General features: G+C 74.3%; 19 protein-coding genes and 1 tRNA gene. 8 read left to right on the top strand and 12 right to left on the bottom strand.

Annotated elements, in window-relative coordinates; translation table 11 throughout:
• Positions 1-25: 25 nt before the first annotated feature.
• The 6 genes from pcaC to CLV37_RS13430 form a co-directional block, all read right to left on the bottom strand.
• The gene (gene pcaC / locus CLV37_RS13455) at positions 26-382 is read right to left on the bottom strand and encodes a 4-carboxymuconolactone decarboxylase (RefSeq protein ID WP_106211397.1); all 357 of its coding nucleotides are present in this window, start codon (positions 380-382) and stop codon (positions 26-28) included.
• 41 nt (positions 383-423) lie between these two features.
• Complete coding sequence (locus CLV37_RS13450; protein WP_170127252.1) at positions 424-1,146, bottom strand: alpha/beta fold hydrolase; 723 nt, start codon at positions 1,144-1,146, stop codon at positions 424-426.
• Positions 1,143-2,126: a lyase family protein gene (locus CLV37_RS13445; protein ID WP_106211127.1), complete on the bottom strand. Its 984-nt coding sequence runs from the start codon at positions 2,124-2,126 to the stop codon at positions 1,143-1,145. The genes CLV37_RS13450 and CLV37_RS13445 overlap by 4 nt, the downstream gene beginning before the upstream one ends.
• A gap of 115 nt (positions 2,127-2,241) precedes the next feature.
• A complete protein-coding gene (gene pcaG / locus CLV37_RS13440) occupies positions 2,242-2,793 on the bottom strand; it encodes a protocatechuate 3,4-dioxygenase subunit alpha (RefSeq protein WP_106211125.1) in 552 nt (183 codons plus the stop codon).
• Positions 2,790-3,590 (bottom strand): protocatechuate 3,4-dioxygenase subunit beta, encoded by an 801-nt coding sequence (pcaH, locus tag CLV37_RS13435; RefSeq protein ID WP_211298625.1) that lies wholly within the window; start codon positions 3,588-3,590, stop codon positions 2,790-2,792. Before pcaH ends, pcaG begins: the two co-directional genes overlap by 4 nt.
• Positions 3,575-4,765 (bottom strand): 4-hydroxybenzoate 3-monooxygenase, encoded by a 1,191-nt coding sequence (locus CLV37_RS13430; RefSeq protein ID WP_211298624.1) that lies wholly within the window; start codon positions 4,763-4,765, stop codon positions 3,575-3,577. The genes pcaH and CLV37_RS13430 overlap by 16 nt, the downstream gene beginning before the upstream one ends.
• Before the next feature lie 71 nt (positions 4,766-4,836).
• Here CLV37_RS13430 and CLV37_RS13425 point away from each other — a divergent pair, with 71 nt between their 5' ends.
• A complete protein-coding gene (locus tag CLV37_RS13425) occupies positions 4,837-5,586 on the top strand; it encodes an IclR family transcriptional regulator (RefSeq protein ID WP_106211121.1) in 750 nt (249 codons plus the stop codon).
• Between the two features lie 25 nt (positions 5,587-5,611).
• Here CLV37_RS13425 and CLV37_RS13420 read toward each other — a convergent pair whose 3' ends face one another.
• The gene (locus tag CLV37_RS13420; protein WP_106211119.1) at positions 5,612-6,157 is read right to left on the bottom strand and encodes a cysteine hydrolase family protein; all 546 of its coding nucleotides are present in this window, start codon (positions 6,155-6,157) and stop codon (positions 5,612-5,614) included.
• A gap of 71 nt (positions 6,158-6,228) precedes the next feature.
• A complete protein-coding gene (locus CLV37_RS13415; protein ID WP_106211117.1) occupies positions 6,229-7,074 on the bottom strand; it encodes a shikimate dehydrogenase in 846 nt (281 codons plus the stop codon).
• A 117-nt stretch (positions 7,075-7,191) separates the two neighbouring features.
• Between CLV37_RS13415 and CLV37_RS13410 the strand changes: the two genes are divergently transcribed.
• The 3 genes from CLV37_RS13410 (at position 7,192) to CLV37_RS13400 (ending at position 10,092) form a co-directional block, all read left to right on the top strand.
• Positions 7,192-7,818: a TetR/AcrR family transcriptional regulator gene (locus tag CLV37_RS13410; protein WP_106211115.1), complete on the top strand. Its 627-nt coding sequence runs from the start codon at positions 7,192-7,194 to the stop codon at positions 7,816-7,818.
• Between the two features lie 145 nt (positions 7,819-7,963).
• A complete protein-coding gene (locus CLV37_RS13405; RefSeq protein ID WP_106211113.1) occupies positions 7,964-9,283 on the top strand; it encodes an MFS transporter in 1,320 nt (439 codons plus the stop codon).
• Positions 9,280-10,092: an N-acyl homoserine lactonase family protein gene (locus CLV37_RS13400; protein WP_211298623.1), complete on the top strand. Its 813-nt coding sequence runs from the start codon at positions 9,280-9,282 to the stop codon at positions 10,090-10,092. The genes CLV37_RS13405 and CLV37_RS13400 overlap by 4 nt, the downstream gene beginning before the upstream one ends.
• Positions 10,093-10,101: 9 nt before the next feature.
• On the opposite strand, the gene CLV37_RS13395 is transcribed toward CLV37_RS13400, so the two are convergent.
• The gene (locus CLV37_RS13395; RefSeq protein ID WP_245885393.1) at positions 10,102-10,734 is read right to left on the bottom strand and encodes a helix-turn-helix domain-containing protein; all 633 of its coding nucleotides are present in this window, start codon (positions 10,732-10,734) and stop codon (positions 10,102-10,104) included.
• Positions 10,731-11,141: a nuclear transport factor 2 family protein gene (locus CLV37_RS13390; protein ID WP_106211111.1), complete on the bottom strand. Its 411-nt coding sequence runs from the start codon at positions 11,139-11,141 to the stop codon at positions 10,731-10,733. Before CLV37_RS13390 ends, CLV37_RS13395 begins: the two co-directional genes overlap by 4 nt.
• A gap of 167 nt (positions 11,142-11,308) precedes the next feature.
• On the opposite strand from CLV37_RS13390, the gene CLV37_RS13385 reads away from it, so the two are divergent.
• Entirely contained in the window at positions 11,309-12,739 is a 1,431-nt protein-coding gene (locus CLV37_RS13385; RefSeq protein WP_106211109.1) for a purine-cytosine permease family protein, read from the top strand.
• Positions 12,736-13,842: a zinc-binding dehydrogenase gene (locus CLV37_RS13380; protein WP_106211107.1), complete on the top strand. Its 1,107-nt coding sequence runs from the start codon at positions 12,736-12,738 to the stop codon at positions 13,840-13,842. The genes CLV37_RS13385 and CLV37_RS13380 overlap by 4 nt, the downstream gene beginning before the upstream one ends.
• 24 nt (positions 13,843-13,866) lie before the next feature.
• Here CLV37_RS13380 and CLV37_RS13375 read toward each other — a convergent pair.
• A tRNA-Thr gene (locus tag CLV37_RS13375) sits at positions 13,867-13,939 on the bottom strand.
• A gap of 119 nt (positions 13,940-14,058) precedes the next feature.
• The gene (locus CLV37_RS13370; protein ID WP_106211105.1) at positions 14,059-15,306 is read right to left on the bottom strand and encodes an ATP-binding protein; all 1,248 of its coding nucleotides are present in this window, start codon (positions 15,304-15,306) and stop codon (positions 14,059-14,061) included.
• Between the two features lie 185 nt (positions 15,307-15,491).
• On the opposite strand from CLV37_RS13370, the gene CLV37_RS13365 reads away from it, so the two are divergent.
• Together CLV37_RS13365 and CLV37_RS13360 are read left to right on the top strand one after the other, a co-directional pair.
• Positions 15,492-17,192 (top strand): alpha-keto acid decarboxylase family protein, encoded by a 1,701-nt coding sequence (locus CLV37_RS13365; RefSeq protein ID WP_170127251.1) that lies wholly within the window; start codon positions 15,492-15,494, stop codon positions 17,190-17,192.
• A gap of 246 nt (positions 17,193-17,438) precedes the next feature.
• Entirely contained in the window at positions 17,439-18,098 is a 660-nt protein-coding gene (locus tag CLV37_RS13360) for a hypothetical protein (protein WP_146149399.1), read from the top strand.
• The last annotated feature ends 75 nt before the right edge of the window (positions 18,099-18,173 follow it).

Raw genomic sequence — 18,173 nt, 5'->3', positions numbered from 1 at the left:
GCACCCGGTCGCGCCGACCCGGCGGCTAGAGCTCCTCGCCGAGCTCGGCCAGCACCTGCGCCGCGATCCGGAACGCGGTGTTGGCGTCGGGGACCCCGCAGTAGACGGCGGACTGCAGGATGACCTCCCCGATCTCGTCCACGGTGACGCCGTTGGTGCGCGCCGCCCGGACGTGCATCGCGAACTCCTCGTGGTGACCGCGCGCGATGAGCGCCGTCAGCGTGATGAGGGAACGGCTGCGCCGGTCCAGGCCGGGCCGGGTCCACACCGCGCCCCACGCGTTCTCCGTGATGTAGCGCTGGAAGTCGGCGGTGAAACCCGTCGTGGCGGCCACGGCGCGGTCGACGTGGGCGTTGCCCAGCACCTCCCGGCGCACGCGCATGCCCGCCACGTGCTCGGGGGTGGGCTCGGGGGTGGGTTCGCTCACGAGACCTCCTCGGCCAGTTCCCGGACGATCCGGGCGATCTCCTGCGGGTCCTCCGCGGGGGCCTGGTGGGCGACGTCGTCGAGGACCACCAGACGTCCGTCCTGCACACCGTCCGCGATCTCGCGCAACGACTCCGGGGGGCAGACCGCGTCGTGGGCGCCCGCGACGGCGACGACCGGGCGGCCGATCTCCCCCAGCCGGTCCCGCACGTCGAACCGGGCCAGCGCGCCGCAGACCGCGACGTACCCGGCGGGGTCGGTGTCGCGCAGCGCGTGCAGCAGCGCCGCGCCGCGGTCGGGCTGCCGTTCGAGGAACCCCGGGGCGAACCAGCGCGCAGCCGTCGCGGCGACCAGCGACGCCGTGCCCGAACCCCGCACCTGCGCGGTCCGCTCGGCCCACGACTCCGGCGTCCCGATCCGCGCCCCCGTGCAGCACAGGACGGCGCCGAGGACGCGGTCGGGGTGGTCGAGGAGCAGCTGCAACCCGACCTGGCCACCGACGGAGTCCCCGGCGTACAGGAACGGCCCGGGGACGGCGTCCACCACGCGCTGCGCGAGGTCGGCGATCGTCAGCTCGTCGGGGACCGCCGACCGGTCGGCGCCGTGACCGGGCAGTTCCCAGGCCACGACGTCGAACTCGGCGCGCAGCAGGTCCGTGACGGGTCCCCAGCAGGTGGCGGCGGTGGTGCCCAGCGACGGGCCCAGGACGAGGGTGGTCACGCGGTTCCTCCTCGGATCTGTTCGGCGGCCGCCAGGTTCGCGGCGATCCGCTCGGGGTGCACGCGGAGCCCGGCCAGCAGGTCCGCCGTCTGCGCGGTCGCGACGACCGTCCGGCGCGCCAGCAGCCGCAGGGTGTCCCACTCGGCGTGCCAGGCGCCGTCGGCCCGTTCGTCGACCTGGTCGGCCGCCGCGGAGTGCAGCGCGGCCCCCAGGTGCGGGGCGACGAGCGCGGTGGAGCGGACCAGCGTCGACAGCGCCGGGTTCGCCTTGTGCGGCATGGACGACGACCCGCCGCCCGACCCCTCGGAGACCTCGCCGAGTTCCGGGCGCGACAGCGTCAGGACGTCCCGGGCGACGTGCCCGCACGCGTCGCATGCGGCCACGAGCGCGTCGCCCGCGCGGGTGACGGGCCGGCGGTTCGTGTGCCACGAGGCGACGTCGGCCAGGCCCAGCCGGGCGGCCAGTCCACGCCGGTCGGCCAGCGTCCCGACCGGGCCGCCGGCCTGGACGGGGAACACCAGCGCCGCGAGGTCGTGCGCGGCCTCCGCCAGCCCCGTGCCCCAGGCGGTGAACCGCTCGGACAGGGTGATCGGCAACGCCCACTGCGTCAGGGTGCGGGCGATCGCCGGGGTCCGCCCGTGAGCGTCGTCGAGGGACCCCAGTGCGGCACCGGCGCGGTCGAGGTTCTCCCGCACCACCGTGACCGCCTCGCGCAGCAGCAGCACGAGCGCGGTGTCGAGGACGTCCTGGCTCGTCAGGCCCGTGTGGACGTCGACCCCCGGGTTGGCCTCCTTCAACGCCCGCACCAGCGGGATCACCGGGTTCGCCCCCGACTCGGTGGCGGAGGCGAGGTCGAGGTCGGGGACGTGCAGGTCGACCCCCGCCCACGCGGACTCGACGGCCACCATCGCCGCGGTGAACGCGGCGTCGGTGAACAGCTCGCCCGCGCGGTGGTCGCCGGGGCGGAACAGGTCGCTCACCGCCCTCTCCCCGTTCGCTCCGCGTCGGCGCTGGGGACACCGCCTCCCCTCGGGGCCGCGCAGCGACTCCGTCGGCGCGTCCCCTCGGTCCGGACGGTGTTGCGCCTCCTGTCGCTCACGGGACGCGTTCGCCGGGCGTGGTGAGGAACACGGTCTCGTCGGGGCCCTGGAAGTGCACGTCGAAACGGTAGCCGTCGGCGTCGGCGGTGGTGAGCAGGGTCCGGCGCCGCTGCCCGGCCGCGCGCAGCAGCGCGTCGTCCGCGCCGTCGGGCACGGGCAGGTACGCACGGGTGTTCAGGCGGTGGGTCAGCCCCCGCGCGAACACCGTGAGGGCGAAGAACGGCAGACCGCCGTCCACGCCGCCGGGGGTCAGGGTGGTGAAGGAGTAGTGACCCGCGCGGTCCGTCGCCGCGCGGCCGAAACCCGTGAACGTGTACCCGTCGCGGTGCAGGGACCCTGCGGCCCGGACGACCCGGCCGTCGGGGCCGGCCTGCCAGACCTCGATGATCGCGTCGATGACGGGGGCCCCCGCCCCGTCGGCCACGGTGCCGTGCAACCGGATCGCGCCGGGTGCGCCGATCGGCACGAGGTCGCTGTCGCCCTCGTAGGGCAGGGCGTAGTGGAAGAACGGGCCGACGGTCTGGCCCGGGGTGGGGGCGAGGGTCACAGCGCACCTTCCGTGTCGTCCTCGGTGGGCGTGCGGTGCGAACCGGTCAGGACGATGTCCCAGCGGTACCCGGTGGCCCACTCGTGGGTGGTGACGTCGTGGTCGTAGGCCGCGACGAGGCGTTCGCGCGCGGCCGGGTCGACGACGGACTGGTAGATCGGGTCCAGCGCGAACAGCGGGTCCCCGGGGAAGTACATCTGCGTGACGAGGCGCTGGGTGAAGTCGGTGCCGAACAGCGAGAAGTGGATGTGCGCCGGCCGCCAGGCCGTGTGGTGGTTCCGCCACGGGTAGGGCCCGGGTTTGATCGTCGTGAACCGGTACGTGCCGTCGGCGTCGGTGAGGGTCCGGCCCATGCCCGTGAAGTTCGGGTCCAGCGGCGCGGGGTGCTGGTCGCGCTGGTGGACGTAGCGGCCGCCGGCGTTGGCCTGCCAGATCTCCACCAGCTGGTGGCGCACGGGGCGCCCCTCGCCGTCGAGCACCCGGCCGGTGACGACCATCCGCTCGCCGAGGGGTTCACCGCCGCGCTGGATCGTCAGGTCCGACTCCAGGGGGTCGACGTCGCGCTGCCCGAACGCGGGGGCCCACAGCTCGACGCCCTCGGGGTCGACCTGCTGCAGGTCCTTGGTGGGGTGGCGCAGGAGCGTCGAGCGGTACGGCGGGTAGTCCCGGCGGGGCTGGTGCTCGGGCTCGGACGTCACCGCCCACTTCTGGGAGATCTCGTGCATCTCCGCGGACAGGACGGCCTGCCGTTCCAGTCCCGTGCTCTCGTCGTGGGTGCTCGTCATCGTGTCGGCCATCCCGTGTACCCCTCCGCGAGGTAGGTGGACCCGGCCTCGGAGGAGACCAGGGAGTTCAGTTCCCCGAGCTGGCGCAGCTCGTCGAAGTCCGACGCGCCGGGGGCCCGGTGCAGCATCGTCGTCATCCAGTACGAGAAGTGCTGGGCCTTCCAGACCCGCGCCAGCGCCCGGTCGGTGTACTCGTCGAGGACGTCGAGGTCCTTCTTCTCCAGCGCCCGTTCCACGACCTCGGCCAGGACCCGCACGTCGGCCAGGGCGAGGTTGAGCCCCTTGGCCCCGGTCGGGGGGACCGTGTGCGCGGCGTCGCCGGCCAGGACGAGGCGGCCGTGGCGCATCGGGGTCTGGACGAAGCTGCGGAACGGCAGGACGGACCGGTCGATGACGGGGCCCTCCTGCAGGGAGAAACCGTCCTCGCCGGCGAGCCGGGTCTGCAGCTCGTCCCAGATGCGGTCCTCGGACCAGGAGCCCGGGTCCTCGGTCGGGTCGCACTGGAAGTACATGCGCTGCACCGACTCGGTGCGCTGGCTGATGAGGGCGAACCCGCGCTCGGACCGGGCGTAGATCAGTTCGGGGGCGCTCTTGGGCGCCTCGCACAGGATGCCGAACCACGCGAAGGGGTACTCGCGGGTGAACCTGCGGTGGTCGGCGACGAGGTTGCGGCAAGCGCTGCGCGACCCGTCGGCGCCCACGACGATCTCCGCGCTGACCTCGTGCGCGCCGCCGTCGGCGCCGGTGTACGTGACGCGGGGCGAGCCCTCCACGTCGTGCACCTGCACGTCGGAGACCTCGTAGCGCAGGTCGCCGCCGTCGCGGGTGCGGGCCCGGTGCAGGTCGGAGAACACCTCGGTCTGCGGGTACAGCCACACCGACGCCCCGACGAGCCGTTCGAAGTCGACGTGGTGCGAACGCCCGCCGAACCGCAGGAAGATCCCGCCGTGGCGGTCGCCCTCGGTCAGGACGCGTTCGGTGCCCTCGCCGGAGTAGACGCCCGTCTCGGTCAGCAGGCGGACGCTGTCGCGTTCGAGGATGCCGGCGCGGTGGGTGGTCTCGATCTCGTGGACCGAGCGGCGGTCGAGCACCACCGTGTCGATCCCGGCGCGGTGCAGCAGGTGGGAGGCCATGAGCCCCGCGGGGCCCCCGCCGACCACGACAACGCGTGTGGACGTCCTCGTCATGGACCCGACGGTAGGCAGCCGTCCGGTCCGCCGCCAGCCGTCCTTTCCACTGAGTGGAATAAGGTGGGGACATGGCCGGTCGTTGCGCCCCGGGCGCCTCGCTCGTGGACCGCACGGTCGACGTGCTCGCCGCCTTCGACCCCGAGCACCGGGTGCTGCGGCTGGCCGACCTGGCCGCCCGCACCGGCCTGACGCCGCCCACGACGCTGCGCATCGTGCGCCGCCTCGTCGAGCGCGGGTTCCTGCAGCGCAGGGCCGACGGGTCCTACGTCGTGGGGCGCGGCGCCTGGGACCTCGGGCTGCTGGCGCCCGTGCAGACGGACCTGCGCGACGTCGCGGCCCCCTTCCTGCAGGACCTGCAGGCGGCGACCCGGGCGACGGTCCACCTCGCCCAGCGCGACGGGGACCGCGTCCTCTACGTGGACCGGCTGCAGGGCTCGGCGTCGGTGCCGGTGGTGAGCCGGGTCGGGGGCCGGCTCCCGCTGCACACCACGGGGGTCGGCAAGGTGCTGCTCGCCCACGCCCCCGTCGAGGTGCAGCGGCAGGTCATGCGCGAACTGCGCCGGGTGACCCCGTACAGCATCACGTCCCCGGCCGTCCTGGGCCGTCAGCTCGCCCAGGTCCGCCGCGAGGGGTACGCCAGCACGAACGGCGAGATGGACGTGGGCAACGCCTCCGTCGCGGTGCCCGTGCCGGGCCCGGGCGGGGAGGTCGTGGCGGCGCTCGGGCTGGTCGTGGTGTCCCTGCGCCGCGACCGTCCGCGGCTCGTGGCGGCGCTGACCGTCGCGGCGGCCGGGATAGCGCGGGAGCTGCGCGGCTGAACCGCCCTGCCGGACGCGCAGCCGGTCAGCGCGCGGCGAGCAGCGCCTCGGAGTCGGTGACGGTGGCGAAACCGCCGCCCAGGGCCGCGAGGAACGCCGCGTGCACCTGGGGCCCGGGGACGGTGCTCGCCCCGAGCGTCAGGTCCGGTGCGGCGCACGCGTCCGCCACGACCGTGACGGTGAACCCGCGCTCGGCGGCGCTGCGGACCGTGGAGTCGACGCACATGCTCGTCATCATCCCGGCCACGACCAGGTCGTCGACCCCCGCGCCGCTCAGCGTCTCCTGCAACCCCGTCTCCAGGAAGGAGTTCGGGGCGTGCTTCGTGACCACGAGCTCGTCGTCGGCCGGCGCCACGGCCGGGTGGATCTGCGCGCCCTCGGTGCCCGGGACGAGGAACGGGGTCCCGTCGACGCTGTGGTGCTGCACGTGCACGACGAGCCAGCCCTCGGACCGGGCGGCCTCCAGGACCCGGCCGGCCGCCGTCGCGGCGGCCTCGGGGGCCACCAGCGGGTACGCCCCGCCGGGGAAGTAGTCGAGCTGGATGTCGATGACGAGCAGGGCGCGGGCCACGGGGAGCTCCTCGGTGGACGTCGGCGTGACGGGTGCGCGCAGGCTACCCCGGCGAGGCTCCCGGGTCGGGCTCAGACGAGCTCGGCGAAGTGCGCGAGCACGCGGTCGGCGTCGGGACTCGCACCGGTGAACAACCGGAACGACTCCACGGCCTGGAACACCGCCATGCCGCCGCCGTCGAGCACCCGGTGCCCCGCGGCGCGCGCCCGGTGCACCAGTTCGGTCTCCAGGGGGCGGTAGACGACGTCGGCGACCCACGCCCGGCGGGGCAGGAGCCGCACGTCGAACGACGCGCCGGGGTGGGCGGCCATGCCGACGGGGGTGCTGTTCACGACGCCGTCGGCGCGGGCGAGCAGGTCGGGCAGGTCCGCGAGCGTCGCGGCGCGGGTGCCGCCGCCGCGGGCCGCGGCCAGGTCCCGCGCCCGGCCGGCGTCGGCGTCGACGACGACGAGGTCGCGCACGCCGAGGGTCAGCAGGGCGTGGGCGACGGCCGACCCGGCGCCGCCGGCCCCCACGAGCACGACGAGCCCACGCTCGGCGTCCGGCAGGCCGCGCTCGAAGGACCGGGCGAAGCCGGACCAGTCGGTGTTGTGCCCGACGGCACGGCCCGCGCGCAGCACGACGGTGTTCACGGCCCCCAGGGCCCGGGCGTCGGCGCTGAGGTCGTCGAGGTGGGCCACGACGAGCTGCTTGGCCGGGTGGGTGACGTTGAGCCCGTCGTAGCCGGCGAGCCGGGCGGCGCGCAGCACGTCCCCGACCCGCTCGGCGGGCAGCCCGAGGTCGTCGAGGTCGAGCCGGCGGTAGAGGTAGCGCAGGCCCAGGGCGTCGGCCTCGTGCTCGTGCAGCGCGGGGCTCAGGGAGGGGCCGATGCCCGTGCCGACGAGACCCACCAGCCAGGACCGGGGCGAGGGGACCACGGGGCCCTCCAGTTCTCAGCTTTGTACCAACTGGTTACCTGGACAGGAGAACACACCGGCGGGCCGCGCGCCAGAGCCCGGTCCGCGTGCGCGGGGGCGGTCGTTAGGGTTCCGGGCATGACGGTCGTCCGCACGCGCGACCCGGGCCGCACCCGGGCCGAGATCCTCGACGTGGCGACCCGGGAGTTCTCCGAGCAGGGTTTCGCCGGGGCCCGGGTCGACGAGATCGCGGCGAGCACGCGCACCACGAAGCGGATGATCTACTACTACTTCGGCAGCAAGGAAGGGCTGTACGTGGCGGTCCTCGAGAACGCGTACAGCCGCATCCGCGACCTGGAGCAGGAACTCGACGTCGACCACCTGGAGCCCGTGGACGCGCTGCGCCGCCTGGCGGAGCTGACGTTCGACCACCACGAGGCGCACCCGGAGTTCATCCGGCTGGTGAGCATCGAGAACATCCACCGGGCGCAGTTCCTGCGCCGGACGAACGTGGCGGGGCTGACCAGCAACCGGCTGCAGGTCCTGGAGACCATCCTGGCCCGGGGGCGGGCGCAGGGGTTGTTCCGGGCGGACGTCTCGGCCCTCGACGTCCACCAGGCCATCAGCGCGCAGTGCGTGTTCCGCACCGCGAACCGGCACACGTTCGACGCGCTGTTCGGCCGCGACACCCTGGACCCCTCCCGGCGCGAGCACGACCGCCGGCTGCTGGGCGACATGGTGGTCGCCCTCCTCACTGTCCGCTGAGCACCCCGCTGACCCCGGGCCCGCCCGGGACCGGCCTTGACACGGCTGGCGCCACGGCCCACCCTCAGAACGTACTGGTTCGTACATTGCGATCACCCCGGTGCGTCCGGCCCCTGCCTGCGACGGTGCACGCGAAGGAGCACACGTGAGTCATCGACCCAACCCCCGCAAGGCGGCGCTGGCCGGCTGGATCGGCTCCGCGCTGGAGTACTACGACTTCTTCATCTACGGCACGGCCGCGGCGCTCGTGTTCGGCAAGGTGTTCTTCCCCGACTCCAACCCTGCCGCGGGCACGCTGCTGGCCCTGACGACGTTCGGCGTGGGGTACCTTGCCCGGCCCGTCGGGGCCCTCGTGCTGGGTCACGTCGGGGACCGCCTCGGGCGCAAGAAGGTGCTCGTCGCGACCGTCCTGCTCATGGGGCTGTCCACGTTCCTCGTGGGCTGCCTGCCGTCCTACGCGACGGCGGGGGTCGTCGCCCCCGTGCTGCTCGTCGTGCTGCGGCTGGCGCAGGGTTTCTCGGCCGGCGGTGAGCAGGCCGGGGCGAACGCCATGACCCTCGAGCACGCCCCGGACGGCCGGCGCGCGTTCTTCACCAGCTTCACCCTCGGCGGCACGCAGGCCGGGCAGATCCTCGCCACGGCCGTCTTCCTGCCCGTCGCGGCCATGCCCGAGGAGCGGCTGCTGAGCTGGGGCTGGCGGCTGCCGTTCTGGCTGAGCTCCGTCGTGGTCGTCGCAGCGTTCCTCATCCGCCGCACGCTGGAGGAGACCCCCGTCTTCGAGCGCGAGGTCGCGCGCGCCGAGGTGGTCCGGCTGCCGCTCGTCGAACTCCTCAGCGGGCACTGGCGCTCCGTCCTGCGGGTCGTGCTCGCGGCCGTCATCGCCTCCGTGAGCACCATCTTCACCGTCTACGCGCTCTCCTACGCCGTGAACACCGTCGGGCTCGAACGGGCGCCGATGCTGTGGGTGGGGGTGCTGGCCAACGTCCTGGCCGTGGTGTCGATCCCGTTGTGGGGCAGACTGTCCGACCGCGTCGGTCGCAAACCCGTGTTCATCGCCGGCAGCCTCGGCTGCGCCGTGCTCATGCCGCTGTACCTGTGGTCGATCTCGACGGGGCAGTGGCCGCTGATCTTCCTCGTGGGCCTGGTCGTGTTCGGCGTCGTGCACAGCGCCACGAGCGGGACCTGGCCGGCGTTCTACGGTGAGATGTTCCCCGCCCGGGTCCGCCTGTCGGGCACCGCGGTCGGCACGCAGATCGGGTTCGCCATCGCGGGGTTCGCCCCGAGCATCGCCGGTGCGGTGGCCGGTGGCGGCGTCGACGCCTGGCGCGGGACCGCCCTCGTCGTCGCCGGGTTCTGCCTCGTGAACGTCGTCGCGGTGCTCACGGGCCGCGAGACGTTCCGGGTGCCGACCGCCGAGCTCGGCGCGCCCCGTGCGGTGGAGCACGAGCACGGGAGCCGGGTGTGACGCTCGCCGGCCTGCGCCCGGCGGTGCCGGGGCGGTGGACGGTGAGCCTCGTGCACTACGCCGACCGGGACGGTGTGCGCGGTCAGCACTTCGGCGACCACGACGAGCACGCCGGGGAACCGCACCCGACGGCGTACTTCGCCTGGTTGCTCGTCGGGACCGACGAGGTCGTCCTGGTGGACACCGGGATCGGCCCGGAGCGGGCCGCGGGGGTGGCCGGGCTGCGCTACCGGGGTTCGCCCGTCGCGCTCCTGGGCGACGTGGGGCTGTCGGCCGGGGACGTCGACCGGTGCGTCCTGACGCACCTGCACTACGACCACGCCGGGTGCGTGCGGGACCTGCCCCGCGCGGGCTTCGTCGTCCAGCGCGCCGAGCTCGACTACTGGACCGGGCCGATCGCCCGGCGGATCCGGCGTGAGCACTGGCTGCACGAGGCGGCGGACACCGCGCACGTCGTCGCGGCGACGGCCGCCGGCCGGGGCGCCGTCCTGGACGGCGACGCCGAGCTGGCCGACGGGCTCAGCGTCCACCTCGTCGGCGGCCACACGGCCGGTACGCAGGTCGTGCGGGTGGTGACGGCCGCCGGTCCCGTCGTCGTCGCCTCCGACGCCAGCCACTTCTACGAGAACCTCGAGACCGACCGCCCCGGGCCGCTGCGGCACACCACCGGGCTCGTCCACACGGCCTACGACCGCGTGCGCGAGCTGGGCGAGGGCGGGCCCGGGTTCCTGCCGGGCCACGACCCCGAGGTGCTGGAACGGTTCCCGGCCCTGCCGGGGTCGGCCGGTGCCGTCGTGCGGGTCGCCTGAGGGTCCCGCTCAGGCGTCCTCGTCGCGCACGAGCACGACCTGGGCGTCGGAGGAGCGGGCGGCGAGCAGGCCCGGGGCGATGACCCACAGGACACGGGCCCCGTCGGGCCCGGCGGTGAAGGTGTGCGGTTCGCCCGGGTCGAAGGTCAGGGCGTCCCCGGCCTCGAGGACCACGGGAGCGGGCCCGCCGGGGAACGTGAGTTCGACGCCGCCGGCCAGGACGAGGCAGAACTCGACGTCGGCGGGCAGGGCGTAGGCCTCGGCCCCACCGCCGCCGCCGGGTTCGATCTCGCTGAGGATCGTGGCCAGCCGCTGCTCCCCGCGCGGGGTGAGCAGGAACTCCCGCAGACCGTGACCGCCGAACGAGATCGGGGGGTAGTCGGCGGCCCGCAGCACCTCACCCGCCGGAGCGGGTTCGAACAGGCTGCCGACGGCCAGGTCGAGCACGCCGCAGATCCGGACGAGGGCCGCGACCGAGACGCCCGCCCGGTCGCGTTCGAGGCGGGACAGGAAACCCTTGGTGACCCCGGCGGCGGTGGCGACCTCCTCGATGCTCATCCGCCGCGCGGTGCGGGCCGCGCGCAGGCGCCCGCCGATCGCGGGGGACCCCTCCGGGCCGGCGGCCGGGACGGGGTGGGTCACGGGGTCACCGTCGAGAGGTGCTCGTGGACGGCGAGCCACGCGCCGTCGCGGCGGGCGAAGACGATCGTCTCCCGCTCGTCGCTGTCGCGGACCCGCCCGCCCGCGCGGGAGCGGGTCGCGACGCGGTGGACCATGACGGCGCTGTCCCCGAGCAGCTGCCACGACCGGTCCGTGCCGACGCAGGACACGACCTCGAACCCGCCGTCGGCGACCCACGCGGCCCACAGGTCGCGGTACTCCTGCGTGGACGCCAGGACGTGGCCGGTGTCGGGGAAGACGAACGTGGCGTCGGGGGCGAAGGAGGCGAAGTACGCGTCGAGGTCGCCCGTCGCGAACGCCCGCACGAGCGCGTCGGCGGCGGCGTCGAGGGCGTCCGTGGGCTCCGGTGCCCCGTCGGTGGCGGTCATCGGTGGTTCCTCCCGTCGGCGGTGACTGTCCCGGGAGGCTACCGCTGGCGCGTCCCGGTCAACACGGGAACTTTTCGGTAAACACCCGTTGACCGGAGTGGGACGGCTCGGGCACCGTGGTCGCCACGTCGCAGGAACGCACCGGGTCACCCACACAGGAGTGCAGCATGCCCCCCACCAGCAGCACCCTCGTCGAGGCACGGTCCCTCGACTGGGTCCCCACGTCCGAACGGCACGGCCGGGTCGGGATGCAGGGCCCCTTCTGGTTCATGGGGAACTTCCAGCCGTTCACCCTCGCGATCGGCCTCATCGGGCCCACCGTCGGTCTCTCGCTGCTGTGGACGTCGATCGCCGGCATCGCCGGGATCCTCTTCGGCACCCTCTTCATGGCCTTCCACGCCACCCAGGGGGCCCGGCTCGGGTTGCCGCAGATGATCCAGTCCCGCGCCCAGTTCGGCTACCGCGGGGTCCTCGTGCCCCTCGTGGGGTCCCTCGTCACCTTCGTCGCGTTCAACATCGTCGACACCGTCATCATCGGGTCCGGCCTGCAGGGCATCTTCGGGTGGAACGCCGTCGTCGTCGGCATCGCGGTGAGCGTCGTCGCCACCGTCCTGGCGATCTTCGGCCACGACTGGCTGCACCTGGCCTTCAAGGTCCTCATCTGGATCTCGCTGCCGTTCTGGGTGGTCCTGACCGTCGGCGTGCTGGCCGGCGCCGTCCACCCCACCGTCACGGCGACGGGTTCCGGCGGTTTCTCCGGGACCGGTTTCCTCGTGATGTTCACGGTGGCCGCCAGCTACAACATCACCTACGCGCCCTACGTGTCCGACTACTCCCGCTACCTGCCCGAGGACACCTCCCCGGTGAGGATCGTCCTGTCGGTGTTCGTCGGCGCGGCCGCGTCCCCGGCCTGGCTCATCCCGCTCGGCGCCTGGTTCGCGACCCGCCTCGGCGCCGAGGACGCCCTCGCCGGCATCCACGCCGCGGGCGACCAGGTGTTCGGCGGTCTCGGCGCCCTGCTGACCGTGCTCGGGGTCCTCGTCCTCGTCGCCACCATGGGCCTGAACGCCTACAGCGGGATGCTGTCCCTCGTCACCGGCATCGACTCCGTCCGCACGCTGCCCCGCACCCGCAGCGTGCGGGTCGTCGCGATCCTGGCGCTGGCCGTCGTGTGGACGGTCGTCGGGGTCGGGTTGTCCGACGCCAGCGAGGCCGTGAACAACGCCCTGCTCATCATGCTCTACCTGCTCGCGCCCTGGACCGCGGTCAACCTCGTCGACTACTTCTTCGTGCGGCGCAGCCACTACGCGATCGCCGACCTGCTCGACCCCGACGGGGTGTACGGCCGCTGGGGCCGACGCGGCCTGATCGCCTACGGGGTCGGGATCCTCGCCGAACTGCCCTTCGCCCACGTCGAGGGGGTGATCTCCGGTCCCGTCGCCGGTGCCCTCGGCGGCGTCGACCTCGCACCCTTCGTCGGCCTGGCCGTCCCGGCCGTGCTGTACCTCGTGCTCAGCCGGAGCATCGACGACCGCCGCGAACGCGCCGCGATCACCCGCAGCGAGCAGACCCTCGACGAGCTCGACGGTGCCCGGTGAGCCTGGTCCCCGCCGCCGTCCTCGACCCGGCCGCCGGACTGCGCGTCGAGGAGATCGCCACCCCGGACGACCTCGGACCGGGACTGGTCCGGGTGGCCGTGAAGGCCGCCGGGGTCTGCCACTCCGACCTGCACGTCCTGGACGGGGACTGGCCCGCCACCGAACCCCTCGTGCTCGGGCACGAGGGCGCCGGGGTCGTCACCGGGACCGGCGCCGGCGTGCGGGACGTCGCCGTGGGCGACCACGTCGTGCTGTCGTGGTTCGCCCCCTGCCGCCGCTGCGCCGACTGCGCGCGAGGGCGCCCGTGGACGTGCTCGGGCACCCGGTCCCTGGACAACCGGCTGCCGGACGGGACCGTGCCGTCGGTGCGGGCCGCGGACGGGACCCCCGTCGCGCCGTTCCTCGGGCTCGGGGCCTTCGCGGCCGAGGTCGTCGTCGCCGAGTCCGCGGTCGTGCCCCTGCCGCCGGAGGTGCCGTTCGAGGTCGCCGCGCTCATCGGCTGCTCGGTGGCCACCGGCGTCGGGGCGGTGACGAACACCGCCGCCGTGCGCCCGGGCGACTCGGCCGTCGTCGTCGGCTGCGGCGGAGTCGGTCTGGCGGTCGTCATGGGGCTGCGCCTCGTGGGCGCGAACCCCGTCGTCGCCGTCGACCTGTCGGACGAACGGCTCGAGGCGGCCCGCGGTTTCGGGGCGAGCCACGTGCTGCGGGGCGACGACCCCGACCTGGTGGCGAGGGTCCACGCACTGACCGGGCGCGGTGCGGACTTCGCCTTCGAGGCCATCGGCCGGCCGCGCACCATCGAACTGCTGCCCGAGCTCGTCGCCCCCGGCGGGGCGGGCGTGCTCGTCGGGATGACCTCCTACGACGCGACCGTGACCATCCGGCCCTTCGACCTGGCCGACGCCGGCAAGCGCCTGCTCGGCTGCAACTACGGGTCCTCGATCGCGCAGGTCGACTTCCCCCGGCTGGCCCGCGCGCACCTGGCGGGGAACCTGCCGCTGGGCGACCTCGTGGGCCGCACCGTCCCGCTGGACGACCTCGGCAGCGCCCTGGACGACCTGCGGGCCGCACGCGGCCTGCGGACCGTCGTCACGTTCGGCTGAGGGCACCGCTGCGGGGTGCGGGGGAGCCCCAGGCCGGAGTCGAACCGGCGACCATCCGCTTACAAGGCGGGCGCTCTGGCCTCTGAGCTACTGGGGCGGGACCTGCTCGCTGAGTCTGCCACAGGGCTCTTCGCCGTCCGGGGAGGACGCAGAGGGGTGGGACGTGCGTGCAAGGGAGTTCGCGGCCCGGGCGCCCGGTCCCCGTCCCGGGGCCGGTCAGGTCGGACGCGACTGCTCCTGGCCGGTCGCGCTCGCGGCGTCTTGCACGGCCTGCCGTTCGGCGGGGGGCAGGTCCAGCAGTTCGGACACCACCCGGGCCGCACCGGACGGGTCGCGCGCCAGGGCGTCCGCCAGCAGCCCCAGCACGAGTCGCTGCTGCTTGAGCGCGCGGGGGACGTGCTGGCGGACCGTCGCGGCGACCGCGTCGAACCTCGCCCGGGCGCGCTCCTCCTCGGCGGTGCGCGCGGGCCCGGGGTAGGGGTGGGTGCCCCGCTGGTGCCACTCCTGCACGGCCTCCTCGCGGCCCTGGGCGCGCCGGCCCTCGAAGTGCCGTTCGAGCTCGGCCTCGACGCGGGCCAGCAGCGGGGTCAGCGGCGTGTCCTGGCCGCCGAGGGCCGCCAGGACGGACTCGCCCGCGTGCTCGGGCATGTGCTCCCACTGCACGTACGCGGAGTACGAGAAGTCCCGGCCGACCGGGGTCTCGACCTCCTCGACCACGACGCCCTCGTCGTCGCACAGCTGCAGGGAGCGGTGCCTGCCCTTCCACTCGATGACCTGCAGGACGGCCTCGTGCGGCTGCCCGCCGAACTCCCAGCGCAGGGCGATCGTCTCGTCCCGGGCCACGGTGTCGGCCACGACGAGGCGCGTCCCGTCGTAGACGACGTCGACGTGCCCCTGCGACATCAGGTACGGCGCCAGGGCGGCCGTCACGGCGGCACGGGCGGTGTCCGTCTCCAGGCGGTTCAGGCCCTGCCGCCCACGGGCCTCCACGCGGGTGCCGGGCGCACCCCGCTCGACCTGCCGGGAGGTGACGCTGAAGTCGCTGCGCCGGGCGCTGGAGGCGGTGACGGTCGACTCGGTGAGCCGGCCCGCCGCGTCGGCGGCCGTCGTCGTCCAGCGCACCTCGTGCCCGAGGGCGAAGACCCGCAGCCGGCCCTGACCGGAGCGGCCGTGCAGGGGGCGGCCCTCGCCGCGGCTGCGGACGCTGCGGCGCTTCCAGGACCCCCCGATCCAGCGGAAGTCGTCCTCGACGTCCTGCGGGCCCATGCCGTGCCCGTCGTCGGTGACGACGACCCCGTCGACGCCGCCGGCCTCGTTGCGCAGCAGTTCCACCTCGACCCGGTGGGCGTCGGCGTCCAGGCCGTTCCAGACGAGCTCCAGGACCGCGCGCACGGGGTCCTGCTCGTGGGCGAGACGTTCGACGTGGTCGTCGGCGGCCTCGAGGTGGATGAGCGCGCTGGTCACCCCGGGAGGGTACGGGCTCGGCGCAGGGCCGATCCCGCGAGACGGCCGGGGGAGCGGAGCGCCACCACCCCCTCGTCAGCTCGCCCGATGGGCATTGTGTCCAGTTCTGGCTCTTGAAACAGGCAGTGTGACCACTCGTGGACGGCTCTCTGGACAGGATGCCGAGCCTCGGGCGTCATGGACCCATGACCGTCCCCGCCACCACCGTCACCGTCGGCCAGTACCTGGCCCGCCGACTCGTCGAGCTCGGGGGGACCCACCTCTTCGGCCTGCCCGGCGACTTCAACCTCTCCCTGCTCGACGAGATGCTCGAGGTCCCGGGGATCGAGTGGGTCGGGAACACCAACGAGCTCAACGCCGCCTACGCCGCCGACGCCTACGCGCGCACCACCCGCGGCGTCGCGGCCCTGGTCACCACCTACGGCGTCGGTGAGCTGTCCGCCGTCAACGGCATCGCCGGCAGCTGCGCCGAGGACGTCCCCGTCGTGCAGATCACCGGGATGCCCGACAGCGCCGCCCGCGCCCGCGGCGCCCTGCTGCACCACTCCCTCGCCGACGGCGACCACGACCACTTCGCCCGCGCCTACCGCGAGGTCACCGCCACCGGCGCCGTTCTGCGCGCCGCCGACGCCGCCCTGGAGATCGACCGCGTCCTGCGCGTCGCCCTGGAGACCTCCAAACCCGTCTACCTCGCCGTGCCCGCCGACGTCGCCGTCGCCCGCGTCAACTCCGCCCCCCTGCGCCGCCCGCTGCACCCCGCACCCAGCGACCCCGTCGCCCTCGACGACCTGCGCGCCGCCCTCGCCGAGACCGTCGCCGACGCCGCCCACCTCACCGTGCTGGCCGGGACCCAGGTCCACCGCCGCCGCGCCGAGGGTGAGCTCGCGGCGCTCGCGGACCGGCCGGGGGTCCGGGTCGCCTCCCTGGTGGGGGCCAAGGCGATGCTCGCCGAGGAGCACCCCGCCAGCCTGGGCACCTACCAGGGCGCCATGACCATCGCCGACGACACCCGTCACGCCGTCGACGAGGCCGAGCTGCTCGTCCTGGCCGGGACCGTCCTCAGCGACGTCATGACGGGGTTGTTCAGCCACGGCTTCGACCCGTCCGGCGCCGTGCAGCTCGGGATCCGGCACGCCGTGGTCGACGGCGTGACGTTCCACGACGTGCGGCTGGAGGACTCGCTGCGCGTCCTGGGCGACGTCGTCCTCGCCCGGGGGTTCGACCCGCTGCCGCCCGTCGCGGGGTCGTGGCCGCACGTCGCCGCCCCGGCGTGCAGCCCCGACGAACCGTTGACGCAGAACGCCTTGTGGAGCACCGTCCAGAGCCGGGTGCCCGAGCACGCCGTGGTCGTGGCCGATGCAGGGACGTCGCTGTACGGCAGCCTCGAACTCCGGCTGCCCGCCGGGGCCGAACTCCTCGTGCAACCCATCTGGTCCTCGATCGGGTACACGCTGCCGGCCGTGCTGGGGACCTGCCTGGCCGCCCCCGAGCGCCGCTCGATCCTGTTCATCGGCGACGGCGCGGCCCAGCTCACGGCCCAGGAGATCGCCACCGTCCTGCACCGGGGCCTGCGCCCCGTCGTGGTCGTCGTCGACAACTCCGGCTACACCATCGAGCGCGTCCTGCAGAGCCCGAAGGCCGTCTACCAGGACGTGACCGCGTGGAACTGGCTGGCGGCACCCGCGATGTTCGCCCCCGGCGTCGACGTGTTCACCGCCGACGTGCGCACGCCCGCCGAGCTCGCCCGGGCGCTCGACACCGCGCTGGGCGACCCGGACCGGGCCGCGATCGTGCAGGTCCACGTCGACGCCGACGACGTGCCGCCGCTGCTGGCCCGGCTCGGTGAGGCCGTGGCGCGGCTGCAGTCGGCGGCGCGCGCGGGGTGACGGACGGGCTCGCGCCGTGGTGCACCAGGACACGGGTGACGGTTCTGCACCAGGACGCCGGTGACAGCCGCGGAGCTGAGCCGGTGTCAGAGCTGAGGAGACCCGCCCCGCCAGTGGGCCGGACCAGTGCCGCGAGGTCAGCGGGTACCGGTCGGGTGCAGGCGGGATGCTCCACGCAGGTGCAGTACCCACGTGGGTGTGGTGCCCCGCGGGGTGTCCCGGTGGGTGGTGAGTCATCCTGGAGTGGTGCGGCGTTGGGACCCGACCCAGGAGCAGGGAACGCGCCAGCAGCGCCGGATCACCGCCGCAGGCCCTCCGGCTCCTTCCACGGCCGACGTCGAGGGCTTCGAGGACTACCCGTGCTTCTACGCCAAGGTTCGTCACGGTCAGCTGCTGGACACCGCGGCCACCTTCGAGGAGCTGGTGCGTTCGGCCCGCGGTGGTTGGGCCACGGGGACGACGGTGATCGCAACTCACCTGGCCCCCGACCGTCACCCGGTTCTGCACACCCCCACCTGGACGGTCGCCGGTCCTGGAACGGGTTCTGGATCGGGCCGTGGAACAGGCGCGGGCGTGGCGGGTTCGCCCGAGGGGGCGGTGTGCACGGCCACCCGCTGGGTCGCCGACAGACCCGGCAGCGCGACGGGCGAGCTGGTGGCCGCTCTGCGCGTGCTGCACGCCTTGGACGCCCTGCCCCAGCTGAGCATCCAGCGTGAGGTGATCATCGGCTCCCCGGTGGTCGTGACCCAGGCAGCGTGGTTGCGCGGCGAGACCGGGGCTGGGGTGGACGGTTTCCGCGTCCAGTGCGGGCGCCGGTCGGGGCACGAGGGTTCGTGCGTGGTCCGTGCGCTGGTCGGGGATCTGACGTGGGGCTGGGATCGGGTTCGCGAGGTCATCGACAGCTGAGTCCACCGGTGGCGCCGATCCGGCGCAGCGCCCCGCGCACCGTGCTCACTCGATCCAGGGCGTCGAGAGCCGCGG

The organism is Kineococcus rhizosphaerae (genome assembly GCF_003002055.1).
Taxonomy (GTDB): Bacteria; Actinomycetota; Actinomycetes; order Actinomycetales; family Kineococcaceae; genus Kineococcus; species Kineococcus rhizosphaerae.
This window is presented reverse-complemented; position numbering and strand designations above follow the sequence as displayed.

Coding starts and splice junctions, on each gene's coding strand:
- pcaC (WP_106211397.1), bottom strand. CDS start 382: ATGCGCGTGCGCCGGGAGGTGCTGGGCAACGCCCACGTCGACCGCGCC.
- pcaH (WP_211298625.1), bottom strand. CDS start 3,590: ATGGCCGACACGATGACGAGCACCCACGACGAGAGCACGGGACTGGAA.
- CLV37_RS13430 (WP_211298624.1), bottom strand. CDS start 4,765: ATGACGAGGACGTCCACACGCGTTGTCGTGGTCGGCGGGGGCCCCGCG.
- CLV37_RS13425 (WP_106211121.1), top strand. CDS start 4,837: ATGGCCGGTCGTTGCGCCCCGGGCGCCTCGCTCGTGGACCGCACGGTC.
- CLV37_RS13410 (WP_106211115.1), top strand. CDS start 7,192: ATGACGGTCGTCCGCACGCGCGACCCGGGCCGCACCCGGGCCGAGATC.
- CLV37_RS13390 (WP_106211111.1), bottom strand. CDS start 11,141: ATGACCGCCACCGACGGGGCACCGGAGCCCACGGACGCCCTCGACGCC.
- CLV37_RS13385 (WP_106211109.1), top strand. CDS start 11,309: ATGCCCCCCACCAGCAGCACCCTCGTCGAGGCACGGTCCCTCGACTGG.
- CLV37_RS13365 (WP_170127251.1), top strand. CDS start 15,492: ATGACCGTCCCCGCCACCACCGTCACCGTCGGCCAGTACCTGGCCCGC.